The sequence below is a fragment of the Amycolatopsis sp. NPDC114505 genome (assembly GCF_055633615.1).
The window spans coordinates 1679220-1691047 of sequence record NZ_JBVKDV010000003.1 but is presented as its reverse complement, the minus strand read 5'-3'; the positions used below and the strand labels follow the sequence as shown (position 1 = coordinate 1691047).

Sequence of the window (11828 nt, the reverse complement as noted above, 5' to 3'; positions counted from 1 at the left end):
TCAGGCCTCCGCGCGGGTCTTGGCGAGCGCGAGCGCGCGCGTGGTGAGGGTGGCGACCAGGTGGCGCTTGTAGTCCACCGGGCCGCGCTGGTCGGCGGTGGGCCGGCAGTGCTCGGCGGCGATGGCGCCCGCCTCGGCGAACCGCGCGGCGGTGGCCGGCCCGCCGCGGAGGAAGTCCTCCGCCTCGGCGGCGACGAACCGGGCCGCCCCCACGGCGGTGAGCCCGATCCCGGCTTCGGCGACCGTGCCGCCGTCCAGCGTGAGCGCCGCGGCGGCCGCGGCGACCGCCCAGTCGCCCGCCCGCCTGCCGACCTTCGCGTAGGCGCTGCTGCCCGGGCCCGGCCGGATCGGGACGCGGATCTCGATCAGCAGCTCCGCCTCGCCGACGGCGGTTTCGTAAGGCCCGTCGAAGAAGTCCCGCACCGGCACGACGCGCTCACCGGCCGGGCCTCGGATCACCGCTTCGGCCCGGACGGCGGTGAACGCCGCGGAGAGGTCTTCGGACGGGTCGGCCTGGCACAGCGAGCCGCCGACCGTGCCGCGGTTGCGCACGATCGGGTCCGCGACGACGCGCTCGGCGTCGTGCAGCACCGGGAACAGCGCCCCGGCCCCGGGCGAGGCGAGCAGGTCGGCGTGCCGGGCGAGCGCGCCGATCCGCAGCGTCTCCGGCGTCGCGTCGATCCCGCCCAGCTCGGTCAGTTCGTTGATGTCGACGAGCACCTCGGGCGCCGCCAGCCGCAGCTTCATCATCGGGATCAGGCTGTGCCCGCCCGCGATGACCCGCCCGGCCGGGCCGTACTTCTCCAGCAGCGTCAACGCGTGCTCGACGCTGGTGGCGCGCTCGTACTCGAAGGGGGCGGGCACCTGCATAGCGGTCGATCGTTCTCCGCGCGGACCGGCACCGCAACCGCCTTAAGCAAAGGGTTAATCGCGCGTTGTCGCACCTGGAGTGCGGGTGAAAGATCGATTCACACCAGGACCGACGGCGAAGCGGGGGCGCGGGATGCGGATCGAGTCCGACGGGCACAGCCGGGACAACCCGCGCATGTTCGAGCTGGTCGAAGACGCGCCGAAGGAGGGCGGCAGCCCCACGGTGTGGGCGTACCCGGAGCTCGTCGACTTCCTCAAGGTCGCCGGCCGCCCGGTCGCGGGGCCGTGGCCGCCGCACCAGCGGCCCCGCCCCGATCCCACGGACGAGTCGCTGCCCGTCGCCGTGCCCGACCCGGCCGCCCCCGATCGAGCTGTGCCCGATCGAGAAGGCTGAGGGAGCACCGTGTACCCGACCCGGTTCCGCTACGAGGCGCCCCGCTCGCTGGACGAGGCGATCCGCACCCTGCACGACGGCGGCGAGGACGCGAAACTGCTCGCCGGCGGGCAGAGTCTCGTGCCGCTGCTGAAGCTCCGGTTCGCCTCGCCGACGCTGCTCGTGGACCTCAACACCGTGCCCGGCCTCGACCACCACGAGCTGGACGAGAACGGGAACCTGCACGTCGGCGCGTTGTGCCGGCACGGCGACCTCGAGCGTTCGGACCTGCTGAAGAGCACCCAGCCGGTGATGGCGGCCGCCGCGCGGCTGGTCGCCGACCCGCTCGTGCGCAGCCGCGGCACGCTCGTCGGCTCCCTGTGCCACGCCGACCCGCAGGGCGACTGGGCCTCGGTGGTGCTCGCCCTCGGCGGCTCGGTCGTGGCCGCCGGACCCCGCGGGCGGCGGACCATCCCGGTGCGGGACTTCGTGCACGGCCCGTTCCAGAACGCCCTCGAGCACGGCGAGATCGCGGTCGAGGCGGTGATCCCCGCGCCGGGCGGGACCCCGGACGGCGGGTACCTCAAGCTCGAACGGCGGGTCGGGGACTTCGCGACCGTGGGCGTCGCGGTCGCGATCGAACGCGACGGGGACACGGTCACCCGCGCCGGGATCGCGCTGACCGGCGTCGGCGCCGCGACGATCGAAGCCGCCGACGCCGCCCAGGCGCTCGTCGGCGGACCGCTCACCGGCGACGTCATCGACCACGCGGCGGGCCTGGCCGCGCAGGCCGCGCGGCCGAAGAGCGACCACCGCGGCTCGGCGGACTTCAAACGGCACATGGTGCGCGTGTTCGTGCGGCGCATCCTCGAGCGAAGGGTGGCGTGAGATGACCAGCGTGCGCGTGATCCAGGACGGCCAGGACTCGGACGACGTCCCGACACGGCGGATCGCCGTCACCGTGAACGGGCGCCGCAGCGTCGTCGAGTGCGAGCCCCGGCTCCTGCTCTCGCACCTGCTGCGCCAGGGACTCCAGCTCACCGGCACCCACATGGGCTGCGACACCACCAACTGCGGCGCCTGCACCGTCCTCGTCGACGACCGCCCGATCAAGTCGTGCACGATGCTCGCCGTCCAGGCCGACGGCCGCGCGGTGACGACCGTCGAAGGCCTCGCGACGCCGAGCGGGCTGCACCCGCTGCAGGAGGGCTTCAAGGAGGAACACGGGCTGCAGTGCGGGTTCTGCACGTCCGGGATGCTGATGGCCGCGAAGGCGCTGCTCGCGGAGAACCCCGACCCGACCGAGGACGAGGTGCGCTGGGCGCTGTCGGGCAACCTCTGCCGCTGCACCGGGTACCAGAACATCGTGAAGTCGGTGCTGTGGGCCGCGGCCCGGCTGCGCTCCGACGAGCCCGAAGAGGAGGCCTGACGTGTCGCGGGCGCTGGACGAGAACAAGATCGGCGGGCTCGGGGCCAGCCGCCGCCGGGTGGAGGACAACCGCTTCCTGCGCGGCAAGGGCAACTACACCGACGACATCGTGCTGCCCGGCATGCTGCACATGGAGATCCTGCGCAGCCCGCTGGCGCACGCGCGGATCAAGTCGATCGACACCAGCCGCGCCTGGGAGATCCCGGGCGTGCGGCTGGTGCTGACCGGCGAGATGGCCGCGACCCGCAACCTCGCCTGGATGCCGACGCTGTCCTACGACACGCAAGCCGTGCTGGCCACGGACAAGGTGCGCTTCCAGGGCCAGGAGGTCGCCTGCGTGGTGGCCGACGACCCGTACATCGCCAAGGACGCGTGCGACGCGATCGACGTCGAGTACGAGCCGCTCCCGCCGGTCGTCAACCCCGAGCAGGCGATGGCCGCGGACGCGCCCGTCATCCGCGACGACAAGGCCGGGCAGCGCGACAACGTCATCTACGACTGGGAGGTCGGCGACCGCGAAGGTACCGACCGGGCGTTCGAGCGGGCCGACCACGTCTCCAAGCTGCGCCTGCACTACCCGCGCTCGCACCCGTCGCCGATCGAATGCTGCGGCTCGGTGGCGGACTTCGACCGGGCGACGTCGAAGCTGACCGTCTACCTGACGTCCCAGGCACCGCACATCGTCCGCGCCGCCGTCGCGATGATCGCCGAGCTGCCGGAGCACATGATCCGGATCATCTCCCCGGACGTCGGCGGCGGCTTCGGCAACAAGGTGCCCGTCTACCCCGGGTACGTGTGCTCGATCCTCTGCTCGATCCTGCTGGAAAAGCCGGTGAAGTGGATCGAGGACAAGACCGGCAACCTGATCTCGACCGGGTTCGCCCGGGACATGTACCTCGACAGCGAAATGGCGCTGACGAACGACGGCCGCATCCTGGGGGTGCGGATGAACGCGGTGGCCGACCACGGCGCGTTCTTCGCCGACGCCCAGCCCAGCAAGTTCAAGATCGGCCTGCTGCACTCCGCGTTCGCCTGCTACAACGTGCCGCACGCTTACTTGGCCGCTCGCGGCACCTACACCAACAAAGCGCCCGGCGGCGTCGCCTACCGGTGCTCGTTCCGGGTCACCGAGGCGATGTTCTTCCAGGAACGCATGGTGCACCAGGCCGCGCTGGACCTCGGCATCGACCAGGCCGAGTTCCGCCGGCGCAACTTCGTGCGCGACGACCAGTTCCCGCACCGGACGCCGTACGGCTTCCTGGTCGACTCCGGCCAGTACGAGAAGTGCCTGGACGTCGGTTTGAAGGCCGTCGGGTACGAGGACTTCCTGCGGCAGAAGGAAGAAGCCCGCGCCCGGGGCCGCAGACTCGGCATCGGCATCTCGACCATGACCGAGCCGCTCGGCGCCGGCAACAGCCGCGAGTACGACATCCTCGGCATCAAGATGTTCGACTCGGCCGAGCTGCGGGTGCACCTCACCGGCAAGGCCCTGCTGCGGATCGGCGCGCAGACCCAGGGCCAGGGCCACGAGACGACGTTCGCCCAGATCGTCTCGCACGAGCTGGGCATCCCGGCCGACGACATCGTCGTCGAGCACGGCGACACCGACACCGCGCCGTTCGGCATGGGCACCTACGCCTCCCGCAGCACGCCGGTCGCCGGCGCGGCCACCGCGATGGTGGCGCGCAAGATCCGGGCCAAGGCCAGGAAACTGGCCGGGCACCTGCTCGAAGTGTCCGAAGAGGACGTCGAGTGGGAGCTGGGCCGGTTCTACGTCCGCAGCGCCCCCGACCGGGGCGTCACGATCCAGGAGTGCGCGATGGCCGCGTACGGCAACATGCCCGACGGCATGGAACCCGGCCTGGAGAACGTCGCCTACTACGACCCGCCCAACCTGACCTGGCCGTTCGCGGTCTACATCGTCACCGTCGAGGTGGACCCGCAGACCGGCGTGTGGGACGTGCTGAACCTGGTCGCCGTCGACGACTGCGGCGTCCGGATCAACCCGATGATCGTCGAAGGCCAGATCATGGGCGGGCTCACCGAGGCCTACGCGATGGCGAACATGCAGTTCATCACCTACGACGCCGAAGGCAACTGCATCGGCTCGAACTACATGGACTACCTGCTGCCGACCGCGTGGGAGACCCCGGGGTTCGAGCTGCACAGCGAGGTCGTCACGCCGTCGCCGCACCACCCGATCGGCGCCAAGGGCGTGGGGGAGTGCGCGGCGGTGGGCGGCCCGGCGGCCTTCGTCAACGCGGTGATGGACGCGATCGACGACACCGGGGTGCGCAACATCGACATGCCGGTGCTGCCCGACCGCGTCTGGGAAGCGTTGCGGGACCGCCGCGACGTGTCCGGGATGCCGCCGCTGCGGACGTCGGACGGCTGAGGAGAACGTGATGCACGACTGGACGTTGTTCGAGCGGGCCCGGGAACTCTCCGACCGCGGTGAGAGTTTCGCCTGGGCCACGGTGGTCTGGCGCCAGGGCCCGTCGTCGAGCAAGGAAGGCTGTCGGGCGATCGTCACCGCCGACGGCGTCCTCGACGGCTGGATCGGCGGGGCCTGCGCCGAGCCGGTCGTGGTCCGGGAAGCGCGGCAGGCGATCGCCGACGGCGAACCGCGGCTGTTGCTGCTCGGGACGTCCGGCCAGTTCGGCGAGGCGGTGCCGGACGGCATGACGGTCGTGCCGATCGCCTGCCAGAGCGAAGGCGCGCTGGAGATCTACATCGAGCCGGTCGAGCCGGCGCCGCACCTGCTGGTCGTCGGCCGGTCGCCGATGGCACGCACGCTCGTCGACCTCGCCACCGCCCTCGGCTGGTGCGCCGAGCTCATCCCGCGGGCGGAGTTCGACGACGTCGGCCCGCGCACCATGGTCGTCGTGGCCACGCAAGGACACTTCGACGAGGACGCGGTCGAAGGCGCGCTGCGGGCGAGGCCCGCGTACGTCGGGCTGGTCGGGTCGCGCCGGCGCGGTGAGGCCGTCCTCGGGTATCTGGCCGATCGCGGGTTGCCGCGCGCAGACCTGGACCGGGTGCGCGTCCCGGCCGGGCTCGACCTCGGGCCGGTGCCGCACCGGGAGATCGCCGTCGCGATCCTGGCCGAGCTGGTCGCCTTCCGCGCCGCGCCGCGGGCGTCCGCGCTGTCGGTCGAGGACCTGGTCGACCCCGTGTGCGGGATGACCGTCGAGCCGGTCGGCGACCCGGTCGAACACGACGGGAAGGCCTACTACTTCTGCTGCGCCGGCTGCCGCGACGCGTTCCGCGGGGACCCCTCGAACTACGCGAAGAAGGACGTCCGATGCTGATCCGGAACCGGTTCGACGTCGCCCAGCCGGTCGAGAAGGTCTGGCGGTTCTTCGACGACGTCCCGCGCGTCGCCGTCTGCCTGCCCGGCGCGGAGCTGACCGAGGACCTCGGCGACGACCACTACCGCGGCCGCGTCAGCGTCCGGATGGGCCCGGTGTCGCTGAAGTTCCGCGGCACGGCGGAGATCAGCGAACGCGACGACGCGGCCAAGCGGATCGTCGTCGTCGCCGAAGGATCCGAGGAGAAGGGGCGCGGGACGGCGGGCATGACGCTCACCGCGACCCTCGTGCGCGCCGGGGCGGGCACCCGCGTCGACGTCGACCAGGACCTGCAGGTCTCCGGCGCCGCCGCGCAGTACGGCCGCGGCATGATCGCCGACGTCTCGTCGGTGCTGATGCGGGACTTCGCGGTGAACCTGCAGGACGGCATCGACCGCGTCGACCGCGGTGAGGAGCTCGTCGCCGGAGCGGCGCCCGCCCGCGGGTTCCGGATCGGCGTGCAGGCCGCGCTGCTGGCGCTGCGGCGCGTGTTCCGCCGGTTCTTCCTGCCCTACCGGAGCGCTTGAGGAGGACGTCGTGGCCTTGTGGTGGATCGGCAACGCCGTGCTGCTGTTCGTCGTGCTGCCGGTGGTGATCGCCCTGCTGAACCGGGTGCTCGCCGCCGTGGAGCGCATCCGCGGCGCGGCCGACGAAATCCTGGCCGGCGGCGGCCGGCTCGCCGGGCAGCTGGAGCCGGTGCCGGCCGCGCTGGCGCGGACGGCGACGACCATCGAAGAAATGTCCGCCGGCGCGACCCGGTACGCCGGCAGCGTCGCGAAACTGCTCGGCTGAAAGGAAAACGGTCATGCTCGCAGCCGCCTGGGTCACGCTCGTGATCGCCGGCCTGATCATCCTGTTCGCGGCCGTCGGCCTGCTGCGCGTCATCCTGCACCTGGCGCACGTGCGGAAGACGCTCGGCGGGGTACTGGGCGGCGTCCGGCTGGTCGCCGAACGCACCGCGCCGGTGCCGGGGGCGCTGGAGAGCGTGAACGCGGACCTGAAACCGGTGCGCGACTTCTGCGAGACGGTGTGAGGAGGCGGGCATGACGACGGGCTGGATCGTCGGGTACGTGATCGGGGTGGTGGTCGTGCTGGTCGTCGTCGCGCTGGTGGTGCCGATCCTGGTGCTGGCGCGGTCGATCGGCCGCGCGGCGCCGCTGATCGACGACGAGCTGCAGGCGGCGGTACGGCACACGGCGGCGTTGCGCGGGCTGCGCACGACGATCGACCACGCCGAGGTCATCACGGCCGGCCTGCGCCGCGGCCGGGAACGCCTGGGAGGCTGACGTGTCCGACGAGACGCTGTGGTGGGTCGCGATCGTGGCCGGGTTCGTGGTGGTGCTCGCGGTCGCCGGGCTGCTGAGCCTGCTCATCCGGTACGTGCGCGTCATCGACGAGCGCGTCGCCGGGATCCGCGGCACCCTGCGGGAAGCGGCTTCGAACACGGCTGACACCGCCCTGATCCCGGAGACCGCCGGGCGCGTCGACGGGGTGCTCGCCGAAGGGCTGCGGCACCACCTGTTCCTCGGCCGGGTGCTCGGAAAGGTGAAGTCATGACGTCGCTGCTGGTGGTGCTGACCGTCGTCGACATCGTGCTGCTGACCGCGGTGCTGGCGGTCTACCTGTTCTGGGTGGGCTCCCTGCTCGGCCGCATCGCCGCGAACCTCGAGGACTGCGCGGAAAAGGTGCGGGAGATCAACACTCACGCGGAGGCGATCGTGCCCGGCGTCGAGCACATCAACCGCACGGGCGGCGTGGTGGCGGGCGCGTTGCCGCTGTTGTACGGAATGGCGGAGGACATCGTCACCGGCGCGACGTACCAGCCGCCGACCGAAGAACGGCCGCCCGCGCGGCCGGCGTCGGGAACGCGGCGCTCGCGGCTGCATGAAATGGTCGGGTTCGTCCCGCGCTAGCGGCTGTGGCCGATCCAGTGCTCGGGCCAGTTGTGTTCGAACTGCTCGGCGTTGCACCGGGGCCGGTACACCGTGAGAAGTTCCCGCACGATCTGCTCCCGGTGCGCTCGGCCCGCGCCGGGAGCTTCGTACGTGCAGATGTGGACCTTCCACTTCGAGCCGGCGCGCTTGATCCAGCAGGCCGCCCGCGGGTGCTGGAACGGGAAGCGCTCGCGCGAGAGGTCGTCGCTGTGCCCGACGTACACCACCGCGTACCGGTCGGGGCGTTCGTCCGGGTCGGGTTTGTACAGCACCGCGTACACCGCCGCCGACGCCGGCGGGGTCCAGCCGCCCAGCAGCCGGGGGCCTTCGAACGGGTAGCCCGCCGCCGAGCCGAGGCGGATCATTCGTCGTCCTCGCCCAGGACTTCCGTGCGCACCACCGGGTACGCCGGGAGCCCGGCGGTCGCCACGGCGCGGCCGAAGTCCTCGGTGGCCAGGGTGATCGCGGTGTCCCGGTCGGGTGCCTCGACCAGCAGTTGCGCGCCGTAGCGCGGGGAGCCGATGCCGCTCGCGATGCCGCCGCTCGGCGCGACCGCGTCGGCCAGCTCGACGATCTCCTCCCGCGTCAGCACCCGGTCCCCGGCCGCCTCGATCGCCACGCTCCAGCGCATCCGCGTCTCCTATCCCAGCCGTGGCAGCAGCGCCGCCAGCTCTTCCAGACTGCGCAGGTCGTGCCCCGGCACGACCACGTCGACGTGCGGCGCGACGACCAGCATCCCGGTGGCCGAACGGCGCCCGTGCGGGTTCGTCCACACCAGCCGGTGGCACAGCCGCGACAGCCGCTCGGCGGCGTTCGCCAGCACCTCCGGATCACCGCGGTCGAGTCCGTCCGAGCAGACCACCACGACCGCGCCGCGGCAGATCCCGCGCCGGCCCCACCGGCGGACGAACTCGGCCAGCGAGTCGCCGATGCGGGTCCCGCCCTCCCAGTCGACGACGGTCCGCGCCGCCTCGGCGAGCGCGACGTCGGCGTCGCGGCTGCCCAGCTCGTCGGTGATCCGGGTGAGCCGCGTGCCGAAGCAGAACACCTCGACCCGCGCCGCCGCCCGCCGCGCGGAATAGGCGAACTGCAGCAGGTGCCGCGAATAGTCCGCCATCGAGCCCGAGACGTCCAGCACCAGCACGAGCGGCCGCAGCTTGACGCGACGGCGTCGCCGGCGCAGCTCGTCGATTTCCCCGTACCGGCGCAGGGTTCCGCGGACCGTCCGGCGCAGGTCGGGGATCGGGCCCCGGCGCGCGGGCCGCGTCCGGCGGGTGCGGCGGCGCGGCGGGGTGAGCCGCAGCCGGGCCATCATCCGCCGGATCGCCGCCAGCTCCTCGGGCGTGCACGCGCCGAACGCCTTGTCCTTCACCGATTCGGCGTCGGACGCGGTGAGCCCCAGCACCGCCTCGGCTTCGCGCTCGGGGCCGTCGCCTTCGGCCTCGGGCAGCGCGAGGACCGCCTCGCGGGCGACTTCCGCGACGAGCGTCTCCGGGAGGGGAGCACCGCCGAGGAAGTAGCGCTCGAAGACCTCGTCGTACCGCGGGATGTCCTCGTGCCGCCCCAGGAGCGTGACCCGGCCACCCCAGTACACATCGGACAGATCGGCCGGGTCGAGCACCGCGGCGGCCCGGCAGAACGTCAGGACGTCACCCGGGCCGGCCGCGATCCCGGCGGACCGCAGCGCGCGGGCGAAGCCGACGAACAGGGGGACGAACGCCTCAGCCACCGGAGGTGATCTCCGCCAGGTTCGCGCGGACGACGTCGAGGTCGTCGCGGTCCTTGACCACCGCGCCGAGCGTGTCGGCGTCCAGTTCGTCGAGACCGAGGAAGCGCAGCATCCGCGCCCAGTCGATCGTCTCCGCGACCCCCGGCGGCTTCGCCAGGTCCAGCTCGCGCAGCCGGTGCACGGCCGCGACCACCTTGCGCGCCAGCAGTTCGGGGAGCTCCGGCTCCCGGGTCAGCACGATCTCGACCTCGCGCTCGGCGGTGGGGTAGCCGATCCAGTGGTAGAGGCAGCGCCGCTTGAGGGCGTCGTGCAGCTCCCGGGTGCGGTTGGAGGTCAGCACGACCAGGGGCGGGCTCGGCGCCCGGATCGTGCCGATCTCGGGCACGGTCACCTGGAAGTCGGCCAGCAGCTCCAGGAGGAAGGCTTCGAACTCGTCGTCCGCGCGGTCGATTTCGTCGATGAGCAGCACGGCTCGCGCGCCCTGCCGGACGGCGGTGAGCAGCGGCCGTTCCACCAGGAACTCGGGGCCGAACAGGTCGGCCACGGCGCGTTCGCCCGTTTCCGCCGCGGAGAGGGCCCGGATGTGCAGGAGCTGGCGGGCGTAGTCCCATTCGTAGAGCGCCTGCGCGGTGTCGATGCCCTCGTAGCACTGGAGGCGGACGAGCTGCCGGTCGAAGACCTCGGCGACCGTCTTGGCCAGCTCGGTCTTCCCGACGCCGACCTCGCCTTCCAGCAGGATCGGCCGGTGCAGGCGGGTGGCCACGAGCAGGGCCGTGGCGAGGCCGCGGTCGGCGAGGTAGCCGGCGCCGCGCAGCCGCTCGGTCAGGCCGGCGACGGTGTCCGGGTACTCCCGCGTCACGGTTGCCGGTCGCGGCCGAGAACGAGGTCGCCGACGGTGGTCGCGCCCGCCTCGAGCTTGCCGTCGGCGGCGAGCTGGTCGCGCCAGCTCGAGGTGAGCCCGTCGAAGCCGACCGCGCGCGTGCTCTTGCACGCCTTCTGCGGACCGCACGCTTCTTCGACGTCTTCGCTGCTCTGCCCGGTGGCGTCCCAGATCTCGCGCAGCACCCGGAGGGTCTCGTCGGAATCGGCCATCAGCCGAGGCTAGTGGCGGACCGTGGCCGTGCCGGCGGTCGATTAATGCTTCCCTTAAGCTGTAGTGTCTCGTGATCGGCTCGACGGAGAACCTGGGACCATGACTCTGGGCCAGCTCAACGCGTTCGTCCTGGTGGCCCGGCTCGGCTCGGTCACGGACGCCGCCAAGGCGCTGGGCGTGAGCGAGCCCGCGGTGTCCCAGGCGCTGGCCGCGCTGCGCCTGCACCACGGCGACAAGCTGCTCATCAAGCGCGCGGGCGGGATGACGCTGACCGCGGGCGGCAGCCGGCTGCTGCCGATCGCCTCGCAGATGGTGGCGCTCGGCGCCGAGGCGGACGCGGCGGTCCGGCAGGCCAACGGCGTGGCGGCGCGGTTGCAGCTGGCGGTGACCAGCGAGATCGCCGAGTTCGTGGCGAACCCGTTGCTGGAGGCGTTCACCCGGCGTTCGGGCAACTCGATCGACGCGTCGGCCGGGCTGGCCCGCACCACGGAGCTGGCGGTCCTGGTCGCCAACCGGCTCGCCGACGTGGCGCTGGGCCCGGAGCTGACCGGCGACGCGGCGAAGGGCCTCGACTGCGTCCCGGTCTTCCGCGGTTCGCTCGTCGTGGTGGGCTCGCCGAACAGCCGCCACCAGGGCGGTCCGGCGCACTGGCGCTGGCTGCTCGACCCGGCCGGCGCCGACCCCGGCAGCGACACGCTCCGCCTGCTGCGCCGGCTGGGCGTACCGGACGACGGCATCCAGATCTTCCCCAACCAGACCGCCGCCTGGTCGGCCGCGGCGAGTGGCGCGGGGGTGTCGGTGGCGCTGGAGCACCTGGTGGCTCCTCAGCTGCGCCGTCACGAACTGGCGGTGGTCCCGGCGCGGGGGACGCCGATGTCGCTGTGCTGGCACGTGACGACGCTGCCGACGGATCGCCGTTCGGGTGCGGCGAACTCCCTGCGGCACTTCCTCGGGACGCCGGCGGCGATGCAGGTGATGCGCTCGCCGGGGAGCGGGGTGCCGCCGTCGCGCTTCCGGCCGCCGGTCTACGTGACGATCTGGAGCTGACGC

At 72.5% G+C, this 11828-nt stretch carries 18 protein-coding genes; 12 read left to right on the top strand and 6 right to left on the bottom strand.

The window, feature by feature from the left end; genetic code table 11:
- Positions 1-870 (bottom strand): FAD binding domain-containing protein, encoded by an 870-nt coding sequence (locus ACZ7OU_RS36935; RefSeq protein ID WP_470242969.1) that lies wholly within the window; start codon positions 868-870, stop codon positions 1-3.
- 133 nt (positions 871-1003) lie between these two features.
- Here ACZ7OU_RS36935 and ACZ7OU_RS36930 point away from each other — a divergent pair, with 133 nt between their 5' ends.
- The 11 genes from ACZ7OU_RS36930 to ACZ7OU_RS36880 are packed head-to-tail and all read left to right on the top strand — an operon-like array spanning position 1004 to position 7935.
- The gene (locus ACZ7OU_RS36930) at positions 1004-1264 is read left to right on the top strand and encodes a hypothetical protein (protein WP_470258796.1); all 261 of its coding nucleotides are present in this window, start codon (positions 1004-1006) and stop codon (positions 1262-1264) included.
- 9 nt (positions 1265-1273) lie between these two features.
- Positions 1274-2131 carry an FAD binding domain-containing protein gene (locus tag ACZ7OU_RS36925; RefSeq protein ID WP_470258795.1) on the top strand — a complete coding sequence of 286 codons (858 nt, stop codon included), beginning with the start codon at positions 1274-1276 and terminating at the stop codon, positions 2129-2131.
- A gap of 1 nt (position 2132) precedes the next feature.
- Positions 2133-2672, top strand: a complete 540-nt coding sequence (locus ACZ7OU_RS36920) for a (2Fe-2S)-binding protein (RefSeq protein WP_470258794.1) — start codon at positions 2133-2135, stop codon at positions 2670-2672.
- 1 nt (position 2673) lies between these two features.
- A complete protein-coding gene (locus ACZ7OU_RS36915; RefSeq protein WP_470258793.1) occupies positions 2674-5067 on the top strand; it encodes an aerobic carbon-monoxide dehydrogenase large subunit in 2394 nt (797 codons plus the stop codon).
- Positions 5068-5077: 10 nt separating this feature from the next.
- A complete protein-coding gene (locus ACZ7OU_RS36910) occupies positions 5078-5983 on the top strand; it encodes an XdhC family protein (protein ID WP_470258792.1) in 906 nt (301 codons plus the stop codon).
- Positions 5977-6549 (top strand): SRPBCC family protein, encoded by a 573-nt coding sequence (locus ACZ7OU_RS36905; RefSeq protein WP_470258791.1) that lies wholly within the window; start codon positions 5977-5979, stop codon positions 6547-6549. The genes ACZ7OU_RS36910 and ACZ7OU_RS36905 overlap by 7 nt, the downstream gene beginning before the upstream one ends.
- A 10-nt stretch (positions 6550-6559) precedes the next feature.
- Positions 6560-6814 (top strand): hypothetical protein, encoded by a 255-nt coding sequence (locus ACZ7OU_RS36900; RefSeq protein WP_470258790.1) that lies wholly within the window; start codon positions 6560-6562, stop codon positions 6812-6814.
- Between the two features lie 13 nt (positions 6815-6827).
- On the top strand, positions 6828-7055 hold the full coding sequence (locus ACZ7OU_RS36895) for a hypothetical protein (RefSeq protein WP_470258789.1): 228 nt from the start codon (positions 6828-6830) through the stop codon (positions 7053-7055).
- 10 nt (positions 7056-7065) lie between these two features.
- Positions 7066-7308 carry a hypothetical protein gene (locus tag ACZ7OU_RS36890; protein WP_470258788.1) on the top strand — a complete coding sequence of 81 codons (243 nt, stop codon included), beginning with the start codon at positions 7066-7068 and terminating at the stop codon, positions 7306-7308.
- A 1-nt stretch (position 7309) separates the two neighbouring features.
- Positions 7310-7579: a hypothetical protein gene (locus tag ACZ7OU_RS36885; protein WP_470258787.1), complete on the top strand. Its 270-nt coding sequence runs from the start codon at positions 7310-7312 to the stop codon at positions 7577-7579.
- Complete coding sequence (locus ACZ7OU_RS36880; RefSeq protein WP_470258786.1) at positions 7576-7935, top strand: hypothetical protein; 360 nt, start codon at positions 7576-7578, stop codon at positions 7933-7935. Before ACZ7OU_RS36885 ends, ACZ7OU_RS36880 begins: the two co-directional genes overlap by 4 nt.
- Here ACZ7OU_RS36880 and ACZ7OU_RS36875 read toward each other — a convergent pair.
- The 5 genes from ACZ7OU_RS36875 to ACZ7OU_RS36855 are packed head-to-tail and all read right to left on the bottom strand — an operon-like array spanning position 7932 to position 10777.
- The gene (locus tag ACZ7OU_RS36875; protein WP_470258785.1) at positions 7932-8321 is read right to left on the bottom strand and encodes a hypothetical protein; all 390 of its coding nucleotides are present in this window, start codon (positions 8319-8321) and stop codon (positions 7932-7934) included. The two genes, ACZ7OU_RS36880 and ACZ7OU_RS36875, sit on opposite strands and share 4 nt — an antisense overlap.
- Entirely contained in the window at positions 8318-8587 is a 270-nt protein-coding gene (locus ACZ7OU_RS36870) for a hypothetical protein (RefSeq protein ID WP_470258784.1), read from the bottom strand. Before ACZ7OU_RS36870 ends, ACZ7OU_RS36875 begins: the two co-directional genes overlap by 4 nt.
- A 9-nt stretch (positions 8588-8596) precedes the next feature.
- On the bottom strand, positions 8597-9685 hold the full coding sequence (locus ACZ7OU_RS36865; protein WP_470258783.1) for a vWA domain-containing protein: 1089 nt from the start codon (positions 9683-9685) through the stop codon (positions 8597-8599).
- Positions 9678-10544, bottom strand: a complete 867-nt coding sequence (locus ACZ7OU_RS36860) for an AAA family ATPase (protein ID WP_470258782.1) — start codon at positions 10542-10544, stop codon at positions 9678-9680. The genes ACZ7OU_RS36865 and ACZ7OU_RS36860 overlap by 8 nt, the downstream gene beginning before the upstream one ends.
- Positions 10541-10777 carry a hypothetical protein gene (locus ACZ7OU_RS36855; RefSeq protein WP_470242953.1) on the bottom strand — a complete coding sequence of 79 codons (237 nt, stop codon included), beginning with the start codon at positions 10775-10777 and terminating at the stop codon, positions 10541-10543. The genes ACZ7OU_RS36860 and ACZ7OU_RS36855 overlap by 4 nt, the downstream gene beginning before the upstream one ends.
- A gap of 100 nt (positions 10778-10877) precedes the next feature.
- Here ACZ7OU_RS36855 and ACZ7OU_RS36850 point away from each other — a divergent pair, with 100 nt between their 5' ends.
- Positions 10878-11825 carry a LysR family transcriptional regulator gene (locus tag ACZ7OU_RS36850; RefSeq protein ID WP_470258781.1) on the top strand — a complete coding sequence of 316 codons (948 nt, stop codon included), beginning with the start codon at positions 10878-10880 and terminating at the stop codon, positions 11823-11825.
- Positions 11826-11828 lie beyond the last annotated feature (3 nt).